Here is a 26,017-nt window from a genome sequence, read left to right as displayed (position 1 = left end):
CGCCGTGAGCATCGATTCCTCCCACTTCGACCTGCTGATCCGCGGCGGTACGGTGATCGACGGCACGAAGGCGCCGCGCTTCGAAGCCGACGTCGGCGTCACCGACGGCCGCATCGCAGCGATCGGCGATCTCTCCGGCTCGACCGCAGGGCAGACGCTCGACGCCACCGGCCGCATCGTCGCGCCGGGCTTCATCGACTCGCACACGCACGACGACCAGGCCGTGCTCTCGCAGGCGCAGATGCCGTTCAAGGTCTCGCAGGGCGTGACCACGGTGGTCGCGGGCAACTGCGGCATCAGCGCAGCGCCGCTGCGCGCCGGCATGGATTTGCCGATGCCGCTGAGCCTGCTCGAATCGCCGGCAGAGGGCCGCTTCACCACCTTCGCGGCCTACCTCGATGCGCTGCGCGCCACGCCGTCGTCGGTCAACGTCGCGGCGATGGTGGGCCACTCGACGCTGCGTGCCGTGACCATGTCCGACCTCGACCGGCCGGCCAACGAGGCCGAGATTGCCGCGATGCAGTCGCTGGTCGAGGAAGCCATGCAGGCGGGCGCGATCGGCCTGTCGACCGGCACCTTCTACCCGCCTGCCGTGAAGGCGACGACCGAGGAGATCATCGAGGTCGCCCGCCCGCTCGCGGCGCGCAAGGCGCTCTACGTGACCCACATGCGCGACGAGGGCGACCACGTGATGGAGTCGCTGGAAGAAACCTTCCACATCGGCCGCGCGCTCGGTGTCCCGGTGGTGGTCTCGCACCACAAGGTGCAGAACGCGAAGAACTACGGCCGCACCCGGGTCACGCTGCCCTTCATCAAGGAGTCGATGCAGCACCAGTGCATCTCGCTCGACTGCTACCCCTACACGGCGGGGTCGACCATGATCCGCACCGACCGCGGAATGATGGAAGGCCGCGTGCTGATCGCATCCAGCGTACCGCACCCCGAGTGCGCGGGCCGCGACCTGAAGGACATCGCCGCCGAATGGGGCGTCTCGGGCGAAGAAGCAGCCATCCGGCTCCAGCCGGGCAGCGCGATCTATTTCATGATGGACGAGGACGACGTGCAGCGTGTTCTTGCCTTCGACGAGACCATGATCGGCTCCGACGGCATTCCGGTCGGCGAGAAGCCGCACCCGCGGCTGTGGGGCACCTTTCCGCGCGTGCTGGGCCACTATGCGCGCGATGTCGGCCTGTTCCCACTGGAAACGGCGGTGTGGAAGATGACCGGGCTGACCGCGCGCAACTTCGGGCTGCACGAGCGCGGCACGCTCAAGCCGGGCCACCATGCCGACATCGTGATCTTCGACGCCGCCACGGTGCGCGATGCCGCGAACTACGAGACACCGACGCGGCCTGCCGAAGGCATCGACGCGGTGATCGTCAACGGTGCGATCACCTGGCAGCACGGCGGGCACAGCGGTGCACGCAACGGGCAGGTGATCTTGCGCACGGACAAGGAGGCCGCCTGAGTCGCACGGCCGACCACGCTCAATCGGCCTCCGTGTCCTCCAGCGTCGAGAACAGCACCTGGAAGATCTCGCGCGTCGAGATGGAGCCGTCCGCGCCCTTCTCCACCAGCAGCAGCTGCTGCGACTCCGGCAGGCCGGCCGGAATCACCATCCGCCCGCCGGGCTTGAGCTGGTAGATGAGCGCCGGCGGGATCAGCTCCGGCGCCGCGGTCACGATCACCCGGTCGAAGGGCGCGTGCTCGGGCCAGCCGTGGCAGCCGTTGCCGATCTTGACCTCGACGTTGGCATGGCCCAGACGGGCGAGCCGCTGCCGCGCCTGCCGGGCCAGCTCCTCGATGAGCTCGACGCTGTAGACCTGCTGCGCCAGCTCCGAAAGGATCGCCGACTGGTAGCCCAGGCCGGTGCCGATCTCCAGCACGGTGTCGGTCGGGCGCACGCGCAGCAGGTCGGTCATCACCGCGACGATGAAGGGCTGAGAGATGGTCTTGCCGTAGCCGATCGGCAGCGGCGTGTCGACGTAGGCATAGGGCCGCAGCTCGATCGGCACGAAGAGGTGGCGCGGCACCTTGCCCAGCGCCTCCATCACCCGCGGGTCGAGCGCCGCCTTGCCCAGGTGCGTGGTCGAGAAAATCGTCTTGGCCGCGATCTCCGCGAGCATGCGCTGGTGCAGGGTCGTGAAATCCGGTTCGCTCATGGTGCCTCCTCGAGGAAGCGGTGCGGAAATTCCATCCTACGCCTGCGCGCGGACGCGTGACACCGGGGAGACACCTCTCCCCTTTCGAGAGGATGCGATTCGGGCGGGCCGGCGATATCGTGCGTCCGGCTGTCACAACGGGGCCCGGGCGCAACCACCCTTGCATCGGACGCCGGCCGCGCACGACAATTTGAACCCACATCAAGGGCCTCGCATCGCGCTTGCCGCGGCGCCTCGCGCGGCCGACCCACAGGGAGGCAGCATGCGAGCAGAACTGGTGATCAAGGGCAAGAGCTTGACGGGCTCGAGCGACCTGACGCTCCTGGCACCGATCAAGCCGGGCCTGGTGCCGTCGCTGGACGCCGTCACCTACAAGACGCGCGTCAAGCGCCTGCTCAAGACGCTGCAGGGCGGCCGCGCCGCGCTGCACGAGCACACGCTGCTGCGCCCGATCTCCGACGCGGTGGAGCGCGTGGCCAAGATCCATTCCTTCCGCGTGGCGGTGCTCGAGCCGGAGGACAAGATCCTGCTGGCCGTCACCTTCGACGGCACCTGGGAGGCCTACATCCGCGTGCTGTGGCAGAAGGTCGGCAGCCTGCTGGACGTGATCTTCTGCAACTCCGAGGGCTACGTCGTCTCGCACGACGCCGACTTCGAGGCCTGGGCGGGCTGGGTGCGCAGGGTGCAGGTCGAGACCGCCTTCTACTACAACACGCACGGGCTGACGGTCGAGGACGCGCGCTACCTCCGGGACGAGGAGCGGCTGCATCGCCAGCCGCCGGCGCCCGCCTCGCCGGACGCCCAGGCGGCCGAGGCGCTCGCGGTAACGCGCCTGCGCGTGCGCACGCCCGAGGAGATCGCGTGGGAGACCGCGAGCGCGAGTCCCGCGCACGCCCTCGACGCCAGCCGCCAGGGGCTGCAGTCGCTGGCCGTGCTGTTCCGGCTCACCGACCTGTACCTGCCCGGCACGGGCGACGGCCGGGTCCTGCAGCGGGCCGGGCGCGACATCCTGCGTGAGTTCGTGTCGCTCATGGAGGACGGCGACCTGCCGCCCGAGCTGAAGCAGGCGATGCGCGTACGCTTCGATCGCCAGCTGCGCTGGCTGCTGCCTCAGGACGAACCCGAGGTGACCCGGCCGCGCGAGGTGCCCAAGCTGCCGCCGAGGGCGGTGGTGGACGACCCCGGCGACGTGCAGGGCGGCATCCTGCGGCCCTACGAGAGCATCACGCACGGCTGCCTGCTGCTGGTTGCCTTCGACGCGCGCGGCGCCGCCGCGGGACTGCTGGACGAGCTGCGCAAATCGTTGACGACCGCCACCGGCCAGCCGCCGGCTGGGCGGCCGATCGTCAACGTCGCGCTCACCTACGAGGGCCTTCGCTTCCTCGGCATGCCGGAGGAGCAGCTGGCCTGGTTCCCGCAGGAATTCCGCGAGGGCATGGAGGCGCGGGCCAGCATGCTCGGGGACTTCCGCGTCAATCATCCGCGCCGCTGGCGCCTGCCGCAGCGCTTCGCGCCAGCCGGCGCGCCCGCGCACGACACCGCCGTCGAGATGACGGCCGTCCACCTCGTGATCCAGCTGCGCATCGGCACGCCGGGCAACGACGTGAGCGATCCGGCCGACCGGAACCACCCCTTGCACGGCACCATCGGGAAGCTCTTCGGCAACCTCGGCCAGGGCGGCACGCGTCCCGGCGTGCGGTTGCTGGCGATCGAGCCGCTGCGCCGCTACCTCAACGACAGGGAGCGCATCCAGGAGCACTTCGGCTTCGCCGACGGCGACGGCCAGCCGGTGCTCGACGCCGTGCCCGAGGGCGCCGTGTACCGCAACCAGGTGCACCTGGGCGAGCTGCTGCTCGGCTACCCGAACGAGGCGGACCCCGCCCCGCAGGGCGACAGCGACGCGGAGCGCGAACGCATCCGCTTCTTCCACAACGGCAGCTTCCTGGTCGTGCGCAAGCTGCGGCAGGACGTGGCCGCGCTCTACGAGAGCGTGCGGCAGGCCAGCCGCGATACCGGGCTCGACGAGGACCTGATCTTCGCGAAGCTGATGGGCCGGCACCGGGACGGCCGGCCGCTGGTCGATGCCGCGGCGATCAACGACTTCGACTACCGCGCGGACGGCGAAGGCAAGCTCTGCCCCTTCCACGCGCACATCCGCCGCGCCAATCCGCGGCAGGACGAGACGGCCCCGGGCCTGCACGATCCGCCGGGGCGCCGCCGCCCACGCATCATGCGCCGGAGCATGTCCTACGGGCCGCGCTATGCGTTTCCGGAGGAGGCCCCCGAGGACGGCTACGTGGACGACGGCCAGGAGCGCGGCCTGATGTTCATGGCCTACAACGCCAGCATCAGCGAGCAGTTCGAGGTGATCCAGCGCTGGCTGGTCGGCGGCAACAGCGCCGGCGGCTTCTCGGGCCAGAGCGATTCGCTGCTCGGCGTGCCCGAGGTGGGCGAGGTCCGCAGCTTCCGCTTCGAGCATCCGGTGGATGGCGTGCCGCGGAGCCATCGCATCGCCCTGGATGCGGCGCCCGGCGTCAAGGAGGAGTCCCGGCCCTACGTGCGCGTGGAATGGGGCGCCTACCTGTTCACGCCCTCGGTGCATGCGCTGCAAGAGCTGATCCACCTGGCGGCCCTCGGCCCGCGCCCCCTGCCCGTCTGGTCGGCCGAAGAAGGCGAGCAACGCATCCAGGCGCTGCTGCGGCTCGAAGGAGCGCCCTGCCCAGCGCCGGCGATCCGGGCCTGGAAGAGCGCGCTCGAGGACCCGGAGGCGCAGGAGAAGTTCATCAGCGCCGGCATCTGGGCCGCCATCCGCGAGCACCACGGCGGCGTGCTGCGCACGGCCTACGGCGTGCTGGTGGCCGATCGCGAGCGCGTGCTGGAAGTGCTGGGCGATGACCGGCACTACACGGTGGCGGGTTACCGGGAACGGATGGACGGATCGATCGGGCAGATCTACCTGGGCCTGGACCGCGACCGCAGCGGCGAATACGAGCGGCAGTCGAAGGAAGTCAACAAGGCGATCGGCCGCATCGACGAAGAGAGTGCCTTCCGGTTGGCCTTCGCCTTCACCACCGAGGTGCTGAACAAGTTCATCCAGGCCGAGAAGGGTATCGCCCCGCTGCTGGGGCGCAAGCGCTGGGAGCTCAACCTGGACGCCAAGGAGGTCAGCGACAAGGTGCTGGCGCAGCTGTGCCGGCAATGGTTCGGCCTGCCCGGGGCGCCCGCGCCCGGCGAGCAGGCGCCCGCCCTGGTGCCCGGCAGCTGGCGCTGGGACTGGAAGGAAGGCGAGCCCGCGATCTATCCCGCCCAGTTCACCGCGCCTTCGCGCTACATCTTCCAGCCGCATCCCGGCGACGACGTGAAAGACTACGGCCAGCGCTACGGAAAGGCGCTCACCGCGGCACTGCACGCCTTCATCCGCCCCTTCCAGGAAAGCAGGTCCGTGCCGAAGACGCCGCAAGGCCATGACGCCGTGCTCGCGTCGGCCATCCTCGGCGCCTTTCCCGATGCGCGACCGGACGACGACTTCGTGGCCCGCACCTTCGCCGGCACGCTCATGGGCTTCCTGCCCACGGTCGATGGCAACCTGCGGCTGTCGCTCAACGAGTGGCTGCGCGACGGCACCTTCTGGTCGCTGCGCGCGGCCTGGGCGCAGAGCCGCGAGGCGGACCCCTACGAGAGGGCGAAGGCGCTGCTCGAAGCGCCGCTGAAGGAAGTGATGCAGCTGCGGCCTTCGCCGGAACTCGTGTGGCGGCGCGTCAAGGGCGACGGCGTCCGGCTCGGCCCCGAAACGCTCGCCGACGGCGAGACCGTGGTCCTGTCGCTGGTCTCGGCGACGCAGCAGAACCTGCGCGAAGACAAGCTCGACGTGACGCCGATCTACGGCGGCGGGCGCACCCAGGAGGGCCCGCACCCGGCGCATGCCTGCCCGGGCCAACAGGCGGGCATGGGCGTGCTGCTGGGCATGCTGGCCGGCCTGGTGGACGAGAAGGAGCGCATGCGGCCCAGCCCGGCGCCGCTGGCCTTCACCTTCGACGGCCGCGTCGGCGGCTGAACTTCGACAGCCGGACTTCAGGCACTCAGAGCATGTCGCGCGTGCGCTCGGCACGCTCCAGATGCCAGCGCATGTCCATGGCTTCGAAGGCGGTGCAGGCGGCATCGAGCAGCCGCTGTGCCTCGCCGACGCGGCCACGGCCCACCTCGATCTGCGCCCGGCAGAGCTGCGTCGCGGCTGCCTCGTGCGCCGAGCCGCGCGCCTGTGCCGAGCGCTCGGCGCAGCGCAGGTAGTGCTCGGCGCGCGCGAAGTCGTTCAGCTTGGCGGCAGCGCGAGCCAACGCGCGGCATCCGAGGGCCTCGCCGATGCGATCGTGCTGGCGCACCCGCATGAACAGCCGCGCCGCATGGTGCCTCGCCTCCTCGGTGCGGCCGTTGGCCACTGCGCCGTCGACCAGCCAGCCGTGGTTGAGGGAGGTGGCGAGCCCGCCCTTGCGCGCCTCGATCCATGCGGTGGCGTCCCGCACCGCCTGCAAGGCCTGCGGGTCGCGCGTCAGGGTCCATTGCGCATAGCCGGCGAGCGCGCGGCCCATGGCGAGCTGCTGGCGGCTCTTCACGTGCTCCGCGATCTCCGACGCGCGCTCGGCCACGCGCAGCGCCTCTTCCCAGCGCCCTTGCCACTGGTAGACGACGCTGATCCAGTGGCGCACCGAGGCCGAGACCTGGTGCAGCGAATCGCCCACCAGCAGCAAGGCTTCGGCGAAGCACTCGTCGGCCTGCGCGAACCGGCCCTGGTCGCCGAGCAGGTAACCCTTGCAGGCCAGCGCGTAGGCAGAGCCGACGGCCAGACTGCTGCCGGGCCGGCTCTGCCGGCGCTTGCTGTCCACCGCCGAGTCCAGCAGCACCAGCGCCCGGCCATAGTCGCCGGCAGCCAGCAGCGCCTGGCCCAGCGTGGCGCGCACCTGCGCGGCGAGCCGCGCATCGCCGATCTGCGTGGCGAGATCCAGAGCGGCTTCGCCGTGCGCGATCGCGGCCTTCGACATTCCCTTGGCATAGCAGATGTAGCCGAGCCAGTAGGACGCCCGCGCGATCGCGTCCATGCTGCCGCTCTGGCGCGCCAGCGCCAGGCCGCGCTCGAAGATCGCCACGCCGTCGGCCAGGCCCAGCGGATCGAAGACGCAGGCCATGCCCAGCTTCTGCGCGATCGCGCACCAGCGCAGCGCCAGCTCGCGCGAGGGGGGAGCCAACTCGTCCAGGGCCTTCAGCGCGGCGGAATATTGGGCACGGGCGCGGTCCAGCGCGGAGGCGGCCATGGCCTTGTCGCCGGCCAGCTCCGCGTAGCGTGCCGCCGGCTCGGCCAGCGCGGCGGCGGCGCAGTGGTAGGCCAGGGCCTCGTAAAGCTCCTCCTGGGCCGCGCCTTCGCCGCGGTCCTCGAGGACCTGCGCGATGCGGCGATGCATCTCGCGGCGCCGGTGCAGGCCGACGGCCTCGTAGATCACGTCGCGGGTGATGCCGTGCTTGAAGCGCAGCGTCCCCGGCTGCTCGCCCGCGAAGAGAAAATCCTGCTCGGCCAGCGCAATGACCAGCGGATCGTCCGCGCCGTGCCCGGTGAGCTGTTCCAGCAGCCAGGCCGGAAACGCGCCGCCGATGACGGCCGCCGCGCGCAGCACTTCGGCCTGCGCAGGCGGCAGGCGCTCCACGCGCGATTCGATCAAAGCGGTGAGCCACGCCGCGCTGCCCAGGCGAAGCTCGCGCAGCCACTGGCCGCCCTGCGCCGAGGCCGAATGGCAGAGCTCCTCGATGAACAGCGGGATGCCGCCGGCATAGCGCTGGATCTCGGCCACGACGAACGGATCGGCGCCGGGCAGCAGGTGGCGTGTCGCCCGGGCGGCCTCGCCGTCGTCCAGCGGCTGCAGCTCGAGCGTGGTGACGGGTGCAAGAAACAGGCTCTCGCCGGCCGGTGCCCGCGTCATGGCAACGACGAAGATCGGCCCCTTCAGCGACAGCACCGCATCGAGTGCCTGCTGGCTGGCCTCGTCCGCCCATTGCCAGTCGTCCACCACCAGCATCAGCGGCTGGCGAGCCGCGAGCTGCTCGAACAGGCTTCGCAGCGCCGGCACCGCGGCGCCGGGACTGAGCTGGCGCGCCTCTTCGCGGGGCGCCACGAGCTGCCTCGCCTGCGCCAGCGCCGGTGCGGCACCCTCCTCCTGCTCCAGCGCGGCCAGCAGCGGATGCACCTGCGCGGGCTCGGCCGGCAAGCCCGGCGACAGGCCGAACAGCGCGCGCAGCATCTGCAGGAAGGGCTGCAGAGGCTCGGCCAGGTAGGTGCCGCAGTAGCCCTGGAGCACCAGGCATTCGCCGGCGGCAGCGTGGCGGCGCAGCTCGTCGACCAGGCGCGTCTTGCCGACGCCGGGGCCGCCCGACACGGCGACGCACTGCGGCGCGCCGGCGATCGCCATACGCAGGCGATCGCGCAGCAGGCGCAAGGCCGGCTCGCGCCCGACGAAGGGGCAGAGGCTGCGCCGCTCCATCGCCTCCAGGCGCGTCGGCGCGGGCGCACGGCCCAGCACGCGGCGCACGGCCAGCGGCGGCGTGCGGCCCTTGAGCTGCACCAGCGCGGGTTCGCTGGAGGTGAAGAACTGGACATGCGGCCCGAGCGTCTCCTCGCTCACGCAGATGTCGTCGCGCTCGGCGAGGTCCGACAGGCGCGCGGCGATGTTCGGCACATTGCCCAGCAGCTCGAAACGGCCGCGCTCCACGTCGCCGTCCGAAATGAGCACGAGCCCGGCGTGGATGCCTGAATGCAGCGTCAGCGCGCCGGCCGGGAACCCGGCGCCGGCGATGGTGAGCCGGCTCACCGCCGCGTGCAGCTCCAGCGCGGCCTCGGTCGCGCGGCGCCCGTCGTCCTCGCGCGTCTCGGGATAGCCGAAGAAGGCCAGCACGCCGTCGCCCTGGATGCGGGCGATGTTGCCGCCGTGGCGCGGGATGATCTCGCGGCACAGCCGGCGCAGCTGCGCGAGCATGTCGGCGTAGAGCTCCGACTCCATCAGCTCGCCGAGGCGGGTGGATTCGGAGAGATCCGAAAAGAGGATGGTCAGGTAGCGGCGTCGCCCGGCGGCGTCGTCGGTCGCATCATCTGCAGCGGCGGTTATTTCTTCGGAGGGTGGGGACATTTTGGGACGCTGGGACTACACGGTTCGCTCCCCGGGCGGGAGAACTCAAAGACCGAATACTTTGGTAGTCTAGGTCCTACAGCTACAAATGGAAGCACCTAGGTGTCCCGCAAAGACGCGAGGGGCCGAGCCTCGCATCCGCCAGGGTGCGCTACGAAGCTCGAAGGCGCCGCAGGAGCGACTCACGTCCTCGAGCAACATGCTCGCGCATCAGACGTTCCGCCAGGTCCGGGTCGCGCAGTTCGATCGCCCGAAGGATCTCCTCATGTTCATCCCGAGCCGGATCGATGCGCTCGGGCACGCTGGCAGCACGAAACCTGCAGATGTTGAGAAGCGAATAGAGGTCGCGACACAGAAACTCTTCGAGCCAACGGTTTCCACTTCCGCGAACGATCTGCACATGGAAGTCGTTGTCCTGGGTTTTCTGAATGAAGAACTCGCCCAGGCTGGCTGCGTCGTGACCGGCCGTCAGCAATTCGCGCAGTCGTCTTGTCTGGGGCAGCGTCATCATCTCGGCCGCTTGCCGCGCTGCCATCCCTTCGAGCGCTTCGCGAGTAATCAGCAACTGCTCGAGCTCGTCGTTGCTGATGTCGACGACGCGCACACCTGAAAACGGCGTGCGCTCCAGCAAACGCCTTCCCTCGAGCGTTCTCAACGCCTCGCGCAATGGACCGCGCCCCACCCCGAAACGCGCCGCGAGGGCGGACTCCGCAATGCGATCGCCCGGCTTCAGTTCGCCTGAAAAAATGGCGTGCTCCAGCCACTGGATGGTTTCTTCCAGAGGTACCCGGGCGCTGGACAAGGCGTTGTCGGTCATACGGAAAGCTTGATCGTACAGCCTGCAGCGACGGGCCGGTGTAAACACCTAGCCTCATCTGTAGACAATCCATTCGATTGTCTACAAACTGGCGCCTGCACAACGGAGACAAACGAATGCGACTTCAGCAGCCTGCCTTCTGGGTTCTTGCGCTTCTTTCCTCAGTGGCGGGCGCCCAGCAGCCCCCGGAGGGATACCCATCCAACTACTCCGAACTGGTCAGCGCTGCCGAAAAAGAAGGCCTGGTCACCGTCTATTCGTCGACTGACTCCAAGTCGGTGGCCGGAGTCCTTCAGGCATTCCAGGCCAGGTATCCGAAGATCAAGGTCGAATATGTCGATCAGAGCAGCAACGAGGTCTACACCCGCTTCACCAGCGAGTTCGCAGCGGGACAGGGCACGGGAGACCTCGCCTGGGGCGGTGCAGACACGGCGGTCAAGCTGATCGAAGACGGCATCGCGCAGGAATACACCTCCCCGGAGACGCGCAACCTGCGACCCGGCGCCAACTACCGCAACGCTGCCTATGCGGTCACCTACGAGCCGATCGTGATGATCTACAACAAGCGTCTGCTGCCGGCATCCGACGTACCGAAAACGCGCCAGGACCTGACGCGCCTGTTGACTGAAAAGCGCGAGGCCTATCGTGGAAAGATCGGCACCTACGACGTCGAGCGGAGTGCCGCGGGGATCGGGTTCCTGGGTGAGGATTCGCGGGCATTTCCCGACACGGCATGGCCGCTGTTCAAGGCAATGGCGCAGGCAGACCTGAAGTTCTTCACTTCCAACGGCACGATGGTCGAGCGCGTGGCCTCCGGCGAAATTGCGCTCGCGTACAACCTTGCCGCTGCCAACGTCGCCGAACGCCTGAAGACCGACACCACCATCGGGATGATCGTTCCGTGCGACTACACGCTCTACCTGACGCGCACTGCCATCATTTCGAAGAAGGCCAGGCATCCGAATGCCGCCAAGGTATTCCTCGACTATCTGCTGAGCAAGGAAGGCCAGCAGAAGCTCGCGGACAAGTCGATCGGCAGCATCAGGGCCGACGTGCAAAACAATCCCGTGCTTCAGCGGCCAGGCGAATGCAAGAATGAAAGGGCCTTGACGCCGGGTCCCGAGAGGCTGGTCGTTTTCGATCCAGTCTGGCGCGGTGGCTTCCTCAAGCAATGGAAAACCGTGCTGCAGGCCAGGTAGTCGATGCCTCGCAATCTTCGCATCGCGCTGATCCTCGCGACTGCCATCTTCGTCCTGTCCCCGATCCTGCTGATCGCGTGGCAAAGCATACAGAGCGACGCGTTCTTCAAGCCGAGCGCCAAACTCTCCCTTGCGGCGTTTCAGTACGTCCTGACCGACGAGGACTTCTACAAGTCGCTCTGGAACTCTGCCCAGATATCCGTCGGGATGACGCTGATCGCAGTGCCGCTAGGCAGCTTGCTGGCGTACCTGCTGGTGCGAACCGACGTGCCGGGCGCGCGCTGGATCGAGCCGTTCGTGCTCGTACCCATGTTCATCTCGTCCCTTGTACTGGCCTTCGGCTATGTGGTGAGCGCGGGACCGGTCGGCTTCTTGAGCCTGTCGGCCAAGTCGATGTTCGGCTTCGTGCCTTGGACGCTCTATTCCAAGTCCAGCATCATCCTGATTGCCGGCCTGGTGCACGTGCCTCATGTATTCCTGTACGTCTCGACGGCCTTGCGCGGCCTCGGCTCGGATGTCGAAGAAGCCGCGCGGGTCGCAGGCGCCAGCCCGCTGCGCGTGGCCCTGGACGTCAGCCTGCCGATGGTGCTTCCGTCGATTCTCTTTTGCACCGTGCTGATGCTCTTTCTCGGCATCGAACTGTTCGGCCTTCCTCTCGTCCTCGGCGAGCCTCAGGGTCTGTCCGTCCTTTCGACTTATCTCTTCAAGCTGACGAACCTGTTCGGCACGCCCGCCTACCACTTGCTGGCGGTCGTTGCCATGCTCATCGTCGCGATGACGCTCCCTCTTGTCTGGCTGCAACGCAAGATGATGAACGACGCGGACCGGTACGTGTCGGTCAAGGGCAAGGGTGCGTCGCGCCGCCTTCTGTCGCTGGGTCCGTGGCGATGGGTGGCGAGCGGCGTGATCGTCGCGTGGCTGGTCGTGACGGTGCTTGTCCCGGTCGGCGCGGTTGTCCTGCGCGGCTTCTTGAAGACGTGGGGCGAGGGTGTCCCGCTGGTTGGCAATTTCACCATTCAGCACTTCGCTTCCGTGTTCGAGTTTCCGAATCTGAAGCGCGGCATCGTCAACACGATCTTGCTGGCGACGCTCGGGAGCGCGCTGTCCGTCGCCGTCTACACGGCGGTCAACCTGGCAGCGCACCGGTGGAAGTCCCGCTGGAGCACGCTCCTCGACTACCTCGTGCTGCTGCCGCGCGCCATGCCGGGACTGGTTGCGGGACTTGCCATTTTCTGGATCTTCCTCTTCGTCGGGGTGCTGAGCCCGTTCAGGCAGACGCTCATGGCCATCTGGATGGCCTACACGCTCGTCTGGCTTGGCTACGGGATGCGCCTGGTCAGCGGTTCGCTGCTGCAGATCGGACCGGAACTCGAGGAAGCCGGGCGTGTGGCCGGCGGGTCGCCATCGCGGATCAGCCGTGACATCACGTTGCCACTTGTCAAGGCAGGACTGCTCAGCGCCTGGTCACTGATGTTCATCACCTACGTCAAGGAGTACTCGACGGCTGTCTATCTGCTGGGCCCGGGCACCGAAGTGCTCGGCTCGCTCATGGTGTCTCTCTGGGACACCGGGGCCATCGACACCATCGCCGCATTGGCGACCCTCAACATTCTCATGATCGGAGTTGGCGTGCTTCTTCTTGCCAGGTTCGGAAAGGTCAAGCATGCCTAAGCTGGAAGTCGAATCTCTTCGTGTCACCCTGGGCCAGAACGACATCCTGAAAGGCGTCTCCGCGTCTTTCGAAGAAGGCGAGATCGTCGTGCTGCTTGGACAATCCGGCTGCGGCAAGACCACCCTGTTGCGGTCCATCGCAGGCTTGGAGCGGCCGGTGTCCGGGCGCATTGCGATCGACGGCAAATCCGTGTTCGATGGCGTGCGCGGCATCGACCTGCCTACCGAAGCTCGAAACCTGGGCCTGGTTTTCCAGTCCTACGCGCTCTGGCCCCACAAGACCGTTTTCGAGAACGTCGCATACGGCTTGAAACTGCGAAGGTTCAGCGCCGGCGACACGCGCGCCAAGGTCGCGAAGGTGCTGGCAGGCATCGGGCTGGAAGGCAAAGGCGATCGGTACCCGCACCAGCTCTCGGGTGGGCAGCAGCAACGGGTCGCCCTTGCGCGCTCCATGGTCTACAGCCCTCCGGTGATCCTGCTGGACGAGCCCCTATCCAATCTGGATGCCAAGCTGCGAGAAGAGGCCCGGATCTGGATCCGCTCGCTGATCAAGTCGCTCGGGCTGAGCGCCATCTTCGTCACGCACGATCAGGTCGAGGCCATGGCGATTGCAGACCGCGTGGTCCTGATGGACTCGGGTGTCATCGCTCAAACAGGCTCCCCCGAGGAGTTGTACGGGAGCCCGACGAGCCTGTTCGCCGCCGAGTTCATGGGTGCCAACAACCAGTTCAAGGCCTGCGTCGTGTCTCGGACAGACGGCGCCGTCGTCTTGGCAGTCGGCCCCCACCGGCTGGAAGGAACAGCGCGCGGCGACGCTCGCGAAGGCGCGCAAGGGACGGCAGTCATCAGGGTGGAATCCATCGCGCTGACCGACTACGCGGGCCCCAACACCTTGAGCGCAGAGCTCGAGACTGCCGTCTATCTGGGTGGCAAATGGGAGCTCATCTTCAGATCGGGTGAAGCACGCATACGCGCCTTCAGTCCGGCGCGGTAGGCGCGGGCCACCACCTGCTTCGCGTGCCGCCCGAGGCGATCTGGTTTTTTCCGGACCACGCTGCCGCGGCACCCTCGCACCACAAGCACACCTTTCAACCCACTACGGAACGCCATGTCGCAACGACTTAAAGACACCGTCAACATCATCGTCCCCATCGGGGCGTTGGGCGTTGGAATTCGCGAAAGCGATGTTGCCGCAGGAATCGCGGCGGGAGCGCACGGCATCGCTTGCGACGCCGGGTCCACGGACAGCGGGCCCGCGTACCTGGCGACGGGGCGCACGAAATACTCCAGGGCAGCGATCAAGGAGGACATGCGCATCCTGATGCTTGCGCAGGCACGCGCGGGCATTCCACTCTTGATCGGATCATGCGGCACGTCGGGTTGCGACATGGCCTTGGACTGGACCCGCGACATCGCACTCGAGATCGCGCGTGAGCACGACCTGCACCCGCGCATCGCGCTGCTCTACTCCGAACAGCCGCCGGCACTGATGGCGCAGTACGCCAGGGATGGACGCGTCTCTCCGCTCGCGCCGATGACAGATTCGGGCGCAGAACTGTTCGCCGAGTGCGACCATGTCGTGGCGCTGATGGGCCCCGAGCCTTACGTGGCTGCTTTGCAGGCCGGGGCAGATATCGTCCTCGGCGGCCGTACAACCGATACCGCAGTGCTCGCTGCCCTTCCGCTTCTGCGCGGAGCCGGCGTGGCTCCCGCGTGGCATGCAGGGAAAATTGCCGAATGCGGTGGACTTTGCACGACCCACTCCAGGGAAGGAGGCGTCATGATTCGCGTAGGTCAAGACGCGTTCGAAGTCGAGCCGCTTGGAACAGTCAGCCGTTGCACACCCTTCACGGTGTCGGCTCACATGCTCTATGAGAACAGCGACCCGTTCATGTTGCATGAACCGGGTGGCGTTCTCGATGTAACGGCCGCACGTTATGACGCAGTAGACGAACGTACCGTGACGGTCACGGGGTCCAGGTTTATTCCCAAACCGTACACGATGAAGCTGGAGGGGGCAGCACGCTGCGGTTTTCAGACCTTGATGCTCGTCGGCATCAAGGACCCCGCAGTGCTCGCCGAGATGGACCTCTTCCTGGAGAAGATGCAGACGGTGCTCACGCAGCGCACGGTCGCTGCCATGAACCTGAGCAAGGACGATTTCGACATCTCCTTGCGCCCGTACGGGTGGAACGCCGTGGACGGATTGCCTGTCGAGACCGGCGCCGCGCCGCCTCGGGAAGTCGGCCTGCTCTTCGTAGCGACCGCCTCTTCGCAGGAACTGGCTACCCAGATCGCAAAAACGTGCAACCCCTGGTTCTTTCATCTTCCCATCAAGCAGGAGCAGGCGTTGCCGAGCTATGGGTTCGCTTTCTCTCCGGCGGAGATCGAAAAGGGACAGGTCTACGAGTTCAAGCTCAATCACGTCGTGCACGTCTCCGATGGCTCCGAGCTCGTTCGAACTGTCTTCGTCGAGACGAAGGAGACCGCCCATGTCTAAGGTTGGCGAAGTCTGCAAACACCTGCGATCGAAGAACGCCGGGCCATTCTGGATCACGCTCGACCTGTCATTCCCTGACCGCGCTTCGTTTGATCGCTACAGCGAGGCTCCGCAGTTGCAGCCGGATGCCATCGGGAAGCTCTACGACGTAGAGCCAGCGCTCATCAAACGTTTCGCCGTGCCGGAACTCCTGGTACTGAAGATCTCGTATCCAAGACGGCGGCCCCAGGGCGGGTCGCTGGAGCGCGACATGCACGGCGGGCAGCAATATGTGCGGCTCCTTGGCGTGGGCCTCACTGCCACCTCGTAGTCCGGCACGCGCTGATTGCAGTGCAACTCCGCGCTCGAAGCGTGGAGCTCTCCCTACTTTCGTCTTGATCAAACTGGAGAACCGCCATGAATATGGCCGAGAAACTTGCGGAGTACGTCGATTCGCTGGAGTACGGCGACCTCGACCAGGCTGTCATTCATGTTGCCAAGCAGCGGATGGTCGACAGCATGGGCTGTGCGCTCGGTGGCATGAACAGTGCGCCGGCTCAAAGCATTCGTTCGTATGCGCACACGCTGCCCGAGGGTGCATCGACCATCTTCTTCTCCAGGAGGAAGGTGGCGACCGAGGTCGCTGCATTTCTGAATGCGACGATGGTCAGATTTCTCGACTACAACGATGGCTACTTCAGCCTCGAGCCGGGGCATCCGAGCGACAGCATCGCCGCTTGCCTGGCGGTCGCCGAGGCTGAGAACCTCGGTGGCACAGACGTGATCCTGTCGATGGTCATCGCCTACGAGTTGCAGATGCGCTTGCAGGATGCGGCGACCCTGTTCAGGCGAGGCTGGGATCACGTCAACTATGTGACTATTGCCGCGACGATGGCGGTGGGAAAGCTGCTCAGGCTTACCCGCCCTCAACTTGTGCACGCCCTGGGAATGGCACTCAACGGGCACATTGCAATGCGCCAGGTTCGCTCAGGCGAGCTGTCGGGATGGAAAGGCGCCTCGGCTGCGAATGCCACGCGCAACGCAGTTTTCTGCGCATACCTTGCCCGACATGGCATGACAGGCCCTTCCGAGATCTTCGAGGGCGAGATGGGATTCTTCGCCCAGGTCAGCGGCGCCTTCGAAGTGGACACCGCCAGGTTCGGCAACCGGAATAGCCAGGATTTCCGCATCAAGGTGGCAAAGACGAAGCTGTACCCGACCAATGGGGAAATGCAGACTGCCGTCATGGCAGCCGTCTTGCTGAGAAAGAAGATCGGCAGTCTCGATGCGATCGATTCGATCCGTGTGGACACGACCGATGTGGGCTACAGGTTCCTGGCGAAGGACAAGGCAAAGTGGCGGCCGGAGACTCGCGAGACCGCCGATCACAGCCTGCCCTATACGGTCGCTCGCGCCCTTCTCGACGGGACAATCACGCGGGCGACCTACGACGTCGCCAACCTTGCCGACCCGCAGGTGCTGGCCATCATCGACAAGATCACCGTGCACGAGGACCCGGTGCTGGCCGCGCAGATGCCATCGCTTGCCAACAGGGTGACGATCGTCCTGAAAAATGGAGAGTCGATGAGCGAGGAACTGGGAACGAAAGAAAACCCTCGCATCGGCCTGGACGATTCCGCGATCGAGACGAAGTTTCGGGACTTCGCCAAGGAGCATTTCACCGACGAGGAGATCGAGGAGGTGCTTGGGCTGTGCTGGACGCTGGATCGGCAGGCCGAGATGCCGTACTTTCTCTCGAAGTTCGAGATCGGCGCGACGTCGCGAGCGCGATAGGCCCGCACCCGCGTCGAGCGTTCACGACGCCGGCAGCACAAAGCCGACGCGGGTCAGTCCACCGGACGAGACCGTCTCGGTGTAACCCCCGTGCATGCGGGCGATCGCAGCAACGATGGCAAGACCCAGGCCGTGGTGGTGGCCACTGTCGCTGCGGGAGGCATCGACGCGGTAGAAGCGATCGAAAATGCGCGGCAGGGCCTGCTCGCTGATCGGCTCGCCCGCGTTCTCCACCAGCACGCCCACCTCGTTGCCGGGTCGGGTGTCGATGAGCACGCGCACCTCGCTGCGGGGCCGTGCATGGCGCACGGCGTTGTCCAGCAAATTGGACAAGGCGCGCTGCAGCAGAGGCAGATCGACCGCCATCTCGGCATCGCCCTCGACAGACGCTCGCAGGCCCGCCTCCTCGATGCTGAACTGGTGGAATTCGACCACTTTCTCTGCCACCGCTCGGAGGCTCGAAGGTTCGCCACACCGCGCCCGGGCCCCGCAGTCGGTGCGCGAGAGGAACAACATGTCCTGGACCACGCCGGAAATCTGCTGCAGGTCTTCCAGCGAGGCCATCATGACCTCGCGCAGTTCGGCCGCGCTGCGTTCACGCGAGAGCGCGACCTCGGTGTGACCCATCAGCGAGGCGAGTGGCGTGCGCAGTTCGTGCGCCACGTCGGCGTTGAACGCCTCGAGCTGCGTGATGGCGGCCTGCAAGCGATCCATCAAGCCGTTGAACTGCTCGACCCACGGAGACAACTCGGTGGCCACCTCCGCCAGCGAGAGGCGCTGGTCGAGCCGGTTGACGGTGATGCGCTGCGTCTGCGCCGCCAGATCGGCCAGGGGACGCAGATCCGCACGCACGCGCCACACGGTGATCAGGCCCACGAGCAAGCCGCCGAGCACGGGCACCAGCAGCAAGGTGAGACCGAGCACGCCAAGCAGTTCGCGGTCCGGCCCCGTGTCTGCTTCCAAGGTCATGCGCAGGCGTTCGCCGCCGTGGGTTGTGAGATCGAACTCGCTGTGGCGTGAAACCGTCGGCCCCGTCATCACGAAGGGCGGCTGGTCGGGATCGCGGTAGAAGATGCGGCCATCGGCCGTGGTCACCGTGAGGCGCGTCATCGGCCGGCGGTAGGCCCCGGACACCATGTCTTCGTACACCTGGGCCATGCCACCGGCTTTGACGCTGTTGAGCATGATGGATGCGACCACGTTGAACTTCTTCCCGAGTTCGGTTGCCTGGCGGTTCTGCACCACCCAGAGCACAGAGAAGAAGACCGCCGCCGCCAGCAACGCCATCACGCCGGTGACCAGTGCGGACAGCCGCCAGGCCAGGCGGCTGCGGATGGTGTAGGTGGCCGCGCTCACGAACGGTCCTCCAGCACATAGCCCATGCCGCGCTCGGTGTGCAACAGCTTCAGCTCGAAAGGATCGTCCAGCTTGCCGCGCAGGCGCCGAATCGCGACCTCCACGACATTGGTTCGCGAATCGAACTGCATGTCCCAGACCTGTTCGGCGATGGTCGTGCGAGTGAGGATCTGGCCGCGCCGGCGCAACAGGGCGAGCAGCAGCGCGAACTCCTTGCCGGTCAGGTCCAGGCGCCGATCGCCGCGCATGGCGCGACGCGCGATCAGATCCACCTCGAGATCGGCCAGGCGCAGCGTCGTGCCGGCTGCGCCTGCGCTTTTCGTCAGCGCGCGTCGCGACAAGGCGCCGACGCGGGCAAAAAGCTCGGACACCGCGAACGGCTTGACGAGGTAGTCGTCGGCTCCGCTTTCCAGACCGCGCACGCGGTCGTCGACGCCGTCCCGCGCCGTGAGCATGAGGACCGGCACCTGGGCGCAGTTGCCCGAAGCCTTGCGCAACGACTCCAGGATCGAGAAGCCATCCACGCCCGGGAGCATGACGTCCAGGATGAGCAGGTCGTATTCGCCGCCCAAGGCAAGGCGCCTTCCCTCGATGCCGTCGCGCGCGACGTCGATGATGTGGCCGAGCTCGTGCAACCCCTTGACCAGGAAGTCGGCCAGTCGTTTTTCATCTTCGACGATCAGGATTCTCATGAGTGCGGGTGTGCAGCAATGGAGCGGATCGTGACAGGAGTCGGTTGGCCAGGCGCTCACATGACAAAAAAGTAATGTAGGCGCAAGGAATGCGAGACACGACCGCCGGAGCATTCGCGGACGCCCCACCACCCTCAGAAAGGAGTCTGCATGGCCACACGATGCAACGTCAACGGTCGCTCGGTCGACGTCCAGTCCGAACCCTCCACACCGCTCCTGTGGGTGCTGCGCGATGAGCTCGGTCTCACCGGCACCAAGTATGGGTGCGGCATGGCCATCTGTGGCGCTTGCACCGTCCACGTGGACGGCCAGGCAGTGCGATCCTGCACCACCCCCGTGGCGTTCGCGGCCGGCAAGCGCGTCGCCACCATCGAGGGCGCCGGCAATGACCGCGTAGGACGTGCGCTGCAGGCGGCCTGGATCGAGCTCGACGTGCCCCAATGCGGCTACTGCCAGTGCGGCCAGATCATGAGCGCGGCCGTGCTGCTCAAGGCCAAGCGTCGGCCCACCAGTGCCGACATCGACGAGGCCATGGCCGGCAACATCTGCCGCTGTGGCACCTACGACCGCATTCGTGCGGCCATTCAGCGCGCCGCGCGCGCCCTGGCCTGATCACCGAGCTGGAGCACTCCCATGACACAGCAGACCCCGATGCGATCCCCTGCCTCCGAAAGCCGCCGGGATTTCCTGCGGCAAAGCGGCGCTGCCAGCCTGACCGTCGCCCTGTCGCTGCCCGCCCTAGCCCAGGCGCCGGCTGCCGCTGCCCCTCCGGCCGCTCCCGCGGCACGCCCGGCGCCGCCGCCACGCCAACCGCAATCATTCGTGCGCATCGACAGCGATGGTCGAGTGACCTTCATCCTCCCCACATGTGAGATGGGCCAGGGCGCTCACACCGGCCAGGCGCAGATCCTGGCGGAGGAGCTGGGGGCCGACTGGAAGGCGATCTCGATCGAAATGCCGCCGCGGCCCGCACCCGACTACCGGCTGCCGAGCGGCCAGATGCGATCGGTCGGTTCTTTTGGCATCCGCTTGTGGCACGACCCGCTGCGCCGTGCCGCCGCGCAGGCCCGCACGGTGCTGGTCCAGGCCGCAGCCGCAAGGCTGAACGTGGAGCCGGCAAGCCTGGACACGCGCGACGGTTTCGTGGTGCACGCCGCCAGCCGGCGCCGCCTGCCCTTCGGCGAGTTGGTGGCCGACGCGGCTCGCCTGCCGTTCCCGCCGGAGCCCGTGCTGCGACCCGAAGCCCAGCGCACGCTCACGGGGAAAGCTGTTCCGCGCCTGGACACGCCGTCCAAGGTGCGCGGCGAGGCGCTCTACGCCGTGGACACCCGCTTGCCTGGCATGTTGTACGGCGCGGTGCGCCTCGCACCCGTCTATGCCGCGGACGTGGCCAGCATCGACGAGGCCAGCGTGCGCGGCATGCCCGGCGTCGTCGCGGTGGCGCGCGTGCCGCGCGGCGCGGTCGTGATCGCCCACAGCTGGTGGCAGGCCAAGGTGGCCGCCGAGGCGCTTGCCATACGCTTTACCGAAACGCCGCACGACACACTGTCCACCGGAGAAATCAACCGCCGCATGAAGGCCGGCCTGGATGACACGGATGTGCCGATGAGCGTGCGTCGCGGCGAAAGTGCCAGTGCTTTCGCGAACGCTGCCCAGGTGGTCGAGGCCGAGTACGCCGTGCCGCTGCTCACCCACGTCTGCATGGAGCCCATCGCCGGTACCGCGCGCGCGGGCGCGGACAGCGCAGAACTCTGGCTGGGCACACAGGGCCACGACACCGTGCGCATGGGACTCGAGCGCGCCTGCGGCCTCACGAACGATCAGTTGCACATCCACACCACCTACCTGGGCGGTGGCTTCGGCCGCAAGACCCATGCGGAGATCGCGATCCAGGCGGTGATGGCCAGTCGCGCCGTACAGGGACGTCCGGTCAAGGTGATCTGGCAGCGCAGCGACGACATCCAGCAGGGACAGTATCGCCAGACCATGATGGCCCGCTTTCGTGCCGCGCTCGACGCCAGCGGCCAGATCACCGCGATGCGCGTCCGCGTCAGCGGCCCCCAGATGGGTCGTCAATACGGCAACCCCACACCCGCCAACAACATCGACGGCTTCTCCCTCAGCGGGTTGGTCGACATGCGCTACCAACTGCCCGCCTTCGAGTTGGACCACGCGGTGGTGGATCTGCCGATCCCCCTGTGTCCCTGGCGCAGCATTGCGAATTCGTTCACCGGGTACTGGGTGGAGACGTTCATGAACGAGTGCGCGGCCGCTGCCCGGCAGGATCCACTGGCGTTTCGCCGTGCGCACCTGAAGGACCAGCGCCGCATGCTGGCGGTGCTCGACCGAGTGGCGCAGAGCTCGCGCTGGTCCTCACCGCCACCCGCGGGCGTGCATCGCGGACTGGCGGTGGTCGAGTGCTACGGCAGCCCGGTGGCGCAGGTGGTGGAGGCGCGGATGGTCGACGGCAAGGTCCGGGTCGAGCGCGTCCATGTCGCGATCGACTGCGGCCGAGCGATCAACCCGGGGCAGATCCGCCAGCAGATGCATGGCTGCGTGGTCGAAGGGCTGGGCGCGGCGCTGCGCGCCAAGGTCACGCTCAAGGATGGCCGGGCCGAGCAGAGCAGCTTTGCCGACTACCCCGTGCTGCGCATGCACGAGATACCCGAAGTGCTCACCGAGATCGTCGAGATCGGGTCACCGCTGGGTGGAGTGGGCGAGCCCGGCCTGCCGCCCGTCGCACCCGCACTGGTTGCGGCCATCCAGTCTGCTACGGGGAGCTTCGTGCGCTCGTTGCCGTTGTCCGATCACGGCCTGGCTTGACTGCGCAGCAAATCACTCCCACTCGATCGTCGCCGGCGGCTTGCTCGACACGTCGTAGGTCACCCGGTTGATGCCGCGCACCTCGTTGATGATGCGACCCGACACCTTCTTGAGCAGCGCATAGGGCAGCTCGGCCCAGTCGGCGGTCATGAAGTCGCTGGTCTGCACGGCGCGCAGCGCAACCACGTAGTCGTAGGTACGGCCATCGCCCATCACGCCCACGCTCTTGACCGGCAGGAAGACGGTGAAGGCCTGGCTGGTCAGGTCGTACCAGCTCTTGCCGGACGACGGGTCCTTGAAGTTGCGCAGCTCCTCGATGAAGATCGCATCGGCCCGGCGCAGCAGATCGGCGTATTCCTTCTTCACCTCGCCGAGGATGCGCACGCCGAGGCCAGGGCCGGGGAAGGGGTGGCGGTACACCATCTCGGGCGGCAGGCCGAGGGCCACGCCCAGCTCGCGCACCTCGTCCTTGAACAGGTCGCGCAACGGCTCCAGCAGCTTCAGGCCCAGCTGCTCGGGCAGGCCGCCCACGTTGTGGTGGCTCTTGATGGTGACGGCCTTCTTGCTCTTGGCACCGCCGGACTCGATCACATCGGGGTAGATGGTGCCCTGCGCCAGCCACTTGGCGCCCTTGGCGCCGGCATTGGTGAGCTTGAGTGCCTCCTGCTTGAAGACCGTGACGAACTCGCCGCCGATGATCTTGCGCTTGGCCTCGGGGTCGCTCACGCCGGCCAGCTTGCCGAGAAAGAGCTCGCTCGCATCGACGCGGATCACCTTGGCGTGGAGCTTGCCGACGAACATGTCCATCACCATGTTGCCCTCGTCGAGGCGCAGCAGGCCGTGGTCGACGAACACGCAGGTGAGCTGGTCGCCGATTGCACGGTGGATCAGCGCCGCGGCCACCGAGGAGTCGACGCCGCCGGACAGGCCGAGGATCACCTCCTCGTCGCCCACCTGCTTGCGGATCGCCTCCACGGCCTCGCCGATGTGGTCGCGCATCACCCAGTCGGGCTTGACGCCGCAGATGCCGAGCACGAAGCGCTCGAGGATCGCCTTGCCTTGCTGCGTGTGCGTGACCTCGGGGTGGAACTGCAGCGCATAGAAATGCCGATCCTCGTCGGCCATGCCGGCGATGGGGCAGCTCTCGGTGGAGGCCATCAGCTTGAAGCCGGGCGGCAGCTCGGTGACCTTGTCGCCATGGCTCATCCAGACGTTGAGCATGCCGTGCCCTTCGTCGGTATTGAAATCGGCGATGTCGCGCAGGAGCTCGGTGTGGCCGCGCGCGCGCACCGCCGCGAAGCCGAACTCGCGCTTGTGCCCGCCTTCGACCTTGCCGCCGAGCTGGTGCGCCATGGTCTGCATGCCGTAGCAGATGCCCAGGACCGGTACGCCCAGCTCGAACACCGCCTGCGGTGCCTTGTCGGTCGTTTCCTCGTAGACGCTGGCATGGCTGCCGGAAAGGATCACGCCCTTGAGCGTGCCGTCCTTCGCGTACTCACGGACCCATTCGTCGCTGACGTCGCAGGGATGGACTTCGGAGTACACGTGCGCCTCGCGCACGCGCCGGGCGATCAGTTGCGTGACCTGGGAGCCGAAGTCGAGGATGAGGATTTTCTGGTGTTGCATGGGCGAGTCTTATTCCGCCCGGTAGTTCGGCGCTTCCTTGGTGATCTGCACGTCGTGTACGTGGCTCTCGCGGATGCCGGCGGTGGTGATCTCGACGAACTCGGCCTTGGTCTTCATTTCTTCGATGGTGGCGCAGCCGCAGTAGCCCATGCTGGCCCGCAGGCCGCCGGACATCTGGTAGACGATCGAGACCATCGAGCCCTTGTAGGGCACCCGGCCTTCGATGCCCTCGGGCACCAGCTTGTCGGCATTGGGGTTGCCGGTGCTCGATTCCTGGAAGTAGCGGTCGGCGCTGCCCTGCTGCATGGCGCCGATCGAGCCCATGCCGCGATAGCTCTTGTAGCTGCGGCCCTGGAACAGCACGATTTCGCCCGGTGCCTCTTCGGTGCCGGCGAACATGCCGCCCATCATCACGGTGCTGGCACCGGCTGCGATGGCCTTGGCGATGTCGCCCGAATAGCGGATGCCGCCGTCGGCGATCAGCGGGATGCCGCTGCCTTGCAGCGCGGTCGCGACGTTGTCCACCGCCATGATCTGCGGCACGCCGACGCCGGCCACGATGCGCGTGGTGCAGATGGAGCCCGGGCCGATGCCGACCTTGACGGCATCGGCGCCCGCATCGGCCAGCGCGCGGGCGGCGTCGCCGGTGGCGATGTTGCCGCCGATCACGTCGACCTGCGGGTAGTTCTTCTTGACCCAGCGCACGCGTTCGATCACCCCGGCGCTGTGGCCGTGGGCGGTGTCGACGACAATCGCATCGACGCCGGCCTTGACGAGCGCCTCGACGCGCTCTTCGGTGCCCTCGCCCACGCCGACCGCCGCGCCCACGCGCAGCCGGCCGCTCGCGTCGCGCGCGGCATTGGGAAAGCTGGTCTGCTTGGTGATGTCCTTGACGGTGATCAGGCCCTTGAGCTCCCACGCGTTGTTGATCACCAGCAGGCGCTCGAGCTTGTGCTTGTTGAGCAGCGCCTTCGCCTCGCTCAGCGTGGTGCCGTCGGGCACGGTGATCAGCTTCTCGCGCGGCGTCATGATCTCGCTCACCGGCACGTCGTAGCGGCTCTCGAATCGCAGGTCGCGGCCAGTGACGATGCCGACCACCTTGCCACCGTCGACCACCGGGAAGCCCGAGATGCCCAGCTCTTCCGACAGCTGCAAGACCTGCAGCACGGTGTGGGTGGGCGTGATCACCACCGGGTCGCGCAGCACGCCCGATTCGTAGCGCTTGACCTTGGCCACATGAGCGGCCTGCTCGGCGGGGGTGAGATTCTTGTGCACGATCCCGATGCCGCCCTCCTGCGCGATGGCGATCGCGAGGCGGGCTTCAGTCACGGTGTCCATGGCCGCGGAAACCAGCGGCAGGTTCAGCGTGATGTTGCGGGAGAGCTTGGTGGCGAGGGAAGTGTCCTTGGGCAGGACCTGGGAGAAGGCTGGCACCAGCAACACGTCGTCGAAGGTGAGCGCTTTGCCGAGAAGGCGCATGGGTGAAGCTCCAAAAGGCGGATTGTAACGATGGCGCCATGCCCGGGCGGCGTGCGGGCTCACTGGAGTACCTTCGCCTACGGCTACGGTTATTCGCCTTCGGAGCGGCCGTGCGGCTCATGGCGAATGTTGGCCAAATGCCTCGCGAATGCTGGAAAACCGCGCCGGAAAAACGTTGCAAAACGTAAGTCGCGGATAAACTGCCACCCCATGAAGCTCGCGCACCTGCTCGTATTCGGATCGGCCTGCCTCCTTGGGGCGACGGCCGTCCAGGCCCAATGGCAATGGGTCGACCAGAACAACAAGAAGGTCTTCAGCGACCAGGCACCGCCGCCCGACATTCCCGACAAGAACATCGTTCGCCGCCCCGGCCCCGCCTCCTCTCGCCTCAGCTTCAGTCCCGCTCCCGCGGCCGCGCCGGATGCGGGCAGTGTGCAGGCTGCGGCCGCGCCGGCAGCCGCACCGCGGCCGGCGGGCAGCCCCAAGCCCACGGGCGTGGACAAGGAGCTCGAGGAAAAGACTCGCAAGGCCGAGGAAGCCGAGAAGGCCAAGCAGGCCGCGGAGGCGCAGAAAGTGGCGCAGGCCAAGACCGAAAACTGCAAGCGCGCGCGTGAAGGCAAGGCCACGATGGACAGCGGCATGCGCGTCGCCCGCCTGAATGCCCAGGGCGAGCGCGAGATCATGGACGACAAGATGCGCGCGGCCGAGGCGCAGCGACTGCAGTCGGTGATCGACAGCGACTGCAAGTAGTCG

17 protein-coding genes and 1 pseudogene are annotated in these 26,017 nt (G+C 67.0%); 11 read left to right on the top strand and 7 right to left on the bottom strand.

Translation table 11 applies throughout. The features are described 5' to 3' along the window. The first annotated feature begins 4 nt into the window (after positions 1 to 4). The gene (locus tag ACMGEZ_RS04835) at positions 5 to 1,468 is read left to right on the top strand and encodes an N-acyl-D-amino-acid deacylase family protein (RefSeq protein ID WP_436821109.1); all 1,464 of its coding nucleotides are present in this window, start codon (positions 5 to 7) and stop codon (positions 1,466 to 1,468) included. Between the two features lie 19 nt (positions 1,469 to 1,487). Here ACMGEZ_RS04835 and ACMGEZ_RS04830 read toward each other — a convergent pair whose 3' ends face one another. Beyond that, a complete protein-coding gene (locus ACMGEZ_RS04830) occupies positions 1,488 to 2,162 on the bottom strand; it encodes a protein-L-isoaspartate(D-aspartate) O-methyltransferase (protein ID WP_436821108.1) in 675 nt (224 codons plus the stop codon). A 262-nt stretch (positions 2,163 to 2,424) separates the two neighbouring features. Here ACMGEZ_RS04830 and ACMGEZ_RS04825 point away from each other — a divergent pair, with 262 nt between their 5' ends. Further along, complete coding sequence (locus ACMGEZ_RS04825; RefSeq protein ID WP_436821107.1) at positions 2,425 to 6,216, top strand: hypothetical protein; 3,792 nt, start codon at positions 2,425 to 2,427, stop codon at positions 6,214 to 6,216. A 25-nt stretch (positions 6,217 to 6,241) separates the two neighbouring features. Here ACMGEZ_RS04825 and ACMGEZ_RS04820 read toward each other — a convergent pair whose 3' ends face one another. Next, positions 6,242 to 9,328 carry an ATP-binding protein gene (locus ACMGEZ_RS04820; RefSeq protein WP_436821106.1) on the bottom strand — a complete coding sequence of 1,029 codons (3,087 nt, stop codon included), beginning with the start codon at positions 9,326 to 9,328 and terminating at the stop codon, positions 6,242 to 6,244. 151 nt (positions 9,329 to 9,479) lie between these two features. After that, positions 9,480 to 10,145, bottom strand: a complete 666-nt coding sequence (locus ACMGEZ_RS04815; RefSeq protein WP_436821105.1) for a GntR family transcriptional regulator — start codon at positions 10,143 to 10,145, stop codon at positions 9,480 to 9,482. A gap of 116 nt (positions 10,146 to 10,261) precedes the next feature. On the opposite strand from ACMGEZ_RS04815, the gene ACMGEZ_RS04810 reads away from it, so the two are divergent. The 6 genes and pseudogenes from ACMGEZ_RS04810 (at position 10,262) to ACMGEZ_RS04785 (ending at position 17,288) form a co-directional block, all read left to right on the top strand. Further along, a complete protein-coding gene (locus ACMGEZ_RS04810) occupies positions 10,262 to 11,344 on the top strand; it encodes an ABC transporter substrate-binding protein (protein WP_436821104.1) in 1,083 nt (360 codons plus the stop codon). Positions 11,345 to 11,347: 3 nt separating this feature from the next. Next, on the top strand, positions 11,348 to 13,015 hold the full coding sequence (locus ACMGEZ_RS04805; protein WP_436821103.1) for an ABC transporter permease: 1,668 nt from the start codon (positions 11,348 to 11,350) through the stop codon (positions 13,013 to 13,015). Next, a pseudogene (locus tag ACMGEZ_RS04800) lies at positions 13,008 to 14,059 on the top strand (ABC transporter ATP-binding protein); the annotation flags it as partial. The gene ACMGEZ_RS04805 and the pseudogene ACMGEZ_RS04800, both read left to right, overlap by 8 nt. A 64-nt stretch (positions 14,060 to 14,123) precedes the next feature. Next, positions 14,124 to 15,515 (top strand): acyclic terpene utilization AtuA family protein, encoded by a 1,392-nt coding sequence (locus ACMGEZ_RS04795; RefSeq protein ID WP_436821102.1) that lies wholly within the window; start codon positions 14,124 to 14,126, stop codon positions 15,513 to 15,515. After that, the gene (locus ACMGEZ_RS04790; protein WP_436821101.1) at positions 15,508 to 15,825 is read left to right on the top strand and encodes a DUF4387 domain-containing protein; all 318 of its coding nucleotides are present in this window, start codon (positions 15,508 to 15,510) and stop codon (positions 15,823 to 15,825) included. The genes ACMGEZ_RS04795 and ACMGEZ_RS04790 overlap by 8 nt, the downstream gene beginning before the upstream one ends. A gap of 86 nt (positions 15,826 to 15,911) precedes the next feature. Continuing rightward, on the top strand, positions 15,912 to 17,288 hold the full coding sequence (locus ACMGEZ_RS04785; protein ID WP_436821100.1) for an MmgE/PrpD family protein: 1,377 nt from the start codon (positions 15,912 to 15,914) through the stop codon (positions 17,286 to 17,288). A 21-nt stretch (positions 17,289 to 17,309) separates the two neighbouring features. Here the strand turns inward: ACMGEZ_RS04785 and ACMGEZ_RS04780 are convergent, their stop codons facing one another. Further along, positions 17,310 to 18,644, bottom strand: a complete 1,335-nt coding sequence (locus ACMGEZ_RS04780) for a heavy metal sensor histidine kinase (RefSeq protein WP_436821099.1) — start codon at positions 18,642 to 18,644, stop codon at positions 17,310 to 17,312. After that, complete coding sequence (locus ACMGEZ_RS04775; protein WP_436821369.1) at positions 18,641 to 19,336, bottom strand: heavy metal response regulator transcription factor; 696 nt, start codon at positions 19,334 to 19,336, stop codon at positions 18,641 to 18,643. The genes ACMGEZ_RS04780 and ACMGEZ_RS04775 overlap by 4 nt, the downstream gene beginning before the upstream one ends. Before the next feature lie 150 nt (positions 19,337 to 19,486). Here ACMGEZ_RS04775 and ACMGEZ_RS04770 point away from each other — a divergent pair, with 150 nt between their 5' ends. Next, on the top strand, positions 19,487 to 19,948 hold the full coding sequence (locus ACMGEZ_RS04770; protein ID WP_436821098.1) for a (2Fe-2S)-binding protein: 462 nt from the start codon (positions 19,487 to 19,489) through the stop codon (positions 19,946 to 19,948). A gap of 21 nt (positions 19,949 to 19,969) precedes the next feature. Further along, positions 19,970 to 22,159 (top strand): xanthine dehydrogenase family protein molybdopterin-binding subunit, encoded by a 2,190-nt coding sequence (locus tag ACMGEZ_RS04765; RefSeq protein ID WP_436821097.1) that lies wholly within the window; start codon positions 19,970 to 19,972, stop codon positions 22,157 to 22,159. 12 nt (positions 22,160 to 22,171) lie between these two features. Here the strand turns inward: ACMGEZ_RS04765 and guaA are convergent, their stop codons facing one another. Together guaA and guaB are read right to left on the bottom strand one after the other, a co-directional pair. Further along, on the bottom strand, positions 22,172 to 23,785 hold the full coding sequence (guaA, locus tag ACMGEZ_RS04760; protein WP_436821096.1) for a glutamine-hydrolyzing GMP synthase: 1,614 nt from the start codon (positions 23,783 to 23,785) through the stop codon (positions 22,172 to 22,174). A 9-nt stretch (positions 23,786 to 23,794) separates the two neighbouring features. Then, a complete protein-coding gene (gene guaB, locus ACMGEZ_RS04755) occupies positions 23,795 to 25,264 on the bottom strand; it encodes an IMP dehydrogenase (RefSeq protein ID WP_436821095.1) in 1,470 nt (489 codons plus the stop codon). Between the two features lie 210 nt (positions 25,265 to 25,474). On the opposite strand from guaB, the gene ACMGEZ_RS04750 reads away from it, so the two are divergent. Next, positions 25,475 to 26,014 carry a DUF4124 domain-containing protein gene (locus tag ACMGEZ_RS04750; protein ID WP_436821094.1) on the top strand — a complete coding sequence of 180 codons (540 nt, stop codon included), beginning with the start codon at positions 25,475 to 25,477 and terminating at the stop codon, positions 26,012 to 26,014. Positions 26,015 to 26,017 lie beyond the last annotated feature (3 nt).

Source organism: Variovorax stachyos (assembly GCF_051400855.1).
GTDB lineage: Bacteria > Pseudomonadota > Gammaproteobacteria > Burkholderiales > Burkholderiaceae_C > Variovorax.
Note: the sequence above shows the minus strand (reverse complement) of the source record. Positions and strands in the feature narration are given on the sequence as shown.

Coding starts and splice junctions, on each gene's coding strand:
- ACMGEZ_RS04830 (WP_436821108.1), bottom strand. CDS start 2,162: ATGAGCGAACCGGATTTCACGACCCTGCACCAGCGCATGCTCGCGGAG.
- ACMGEZ_RS04825 (WP_436821107.1), top strand. CDS start 2,425: ATGCGAGCAGAACTGGTGATCAAGGGCAAGAGCTTGACGGGCTCGAGC.
- ACMGEZ_RS04820 (WP_436821106.1), bottom strand. CDS start 9,328: ATGTCCCCACCCTCCGAAGAAATAACCGCCGCTGCAGATGATGCGACC.
- ACMGEZ_RS04815 (WP_436821105.1), bottom strand. CDS start 10,145: ATGACCGACAACGCCTTGTCCAGCGCCCGGGTACCTCTGGAAGAAACC.
- ACMGEZ_RS04810 (WP_436821104.1), top strand. CDS start 10,262: ATGCGACTTCAGCAGCCTGCCTTCTGGGTTCTTGCGCTTCTTTCCTCA.
- ACMGEZ_RS04805 (WP_436821103.1), top strand. CDS start 11,348: ATGCCTCGCAATCTTCGCATCGCGCTGATCCTCGCGACTGCCATCTTC.
- ACMGEZ_RS04795 (WP_436821102.1), top strand. CDS start 14,124: ATGTCGCAACGACTTAAAGACACCGTCAACATCATCGTCCCCATCGGG.
- ACMGEZ_RS04790 (WP_436821101.1), top strand. CDS start 15,508: ATGTCTAAGGTTGGCGAAGTCTGCAAACACCTGCGATCGAAGAACGCC.
- ACMGEZ_RS04785 (WP_436821100.1), top strand. CDS start 15,912: ATGAATATGGCCGAGAAACTTGCGGAGTACGTCGATTCGCTGGAGTAC.
- ACMGEZ_RS04775 (WP_436821369.1), bottom strand. CDS start 19,336: ATGAGAATCCTGATCGTCGAAGATGAAAAACGACTGGCCGACTTCCTG.
- ACMGEZ_RS04770 (WP_436821098.1), top strand. CDS start 19,487: ATGGCCACACGATGCAACGTCAACGGTCGCTCGGTCGACGTCCAGTCC.
- ACMGEZ_RS04765 (WP_436821097.1), top strand. CDS start 19,970: ATGACACAGCAGACCCCGATGCGATCCCCTGCCTCCGAAAGCCGCCGG.
- guaA (WP_436821096.1), bottom strand. CDS start 23,785: ATGCAACACCAGAAAATCCTCATCCTCGACTTCGGCTCCCAGGTCACG.
- guaB (WP_436821095.1), bottom strand. CDS start 25,264: ATGCGCCTTCTCGGCAAAGCGCTCACCTTCGACGACGTGTTGCTGGTG.
- ACMGEZ_RS04750 (WP_436821094.1), top strand. CDS start 25,475: ATGAAGCTCGCGCACCTGCTCGTATTCGGATCGGCCTGCCTCCTTGGG.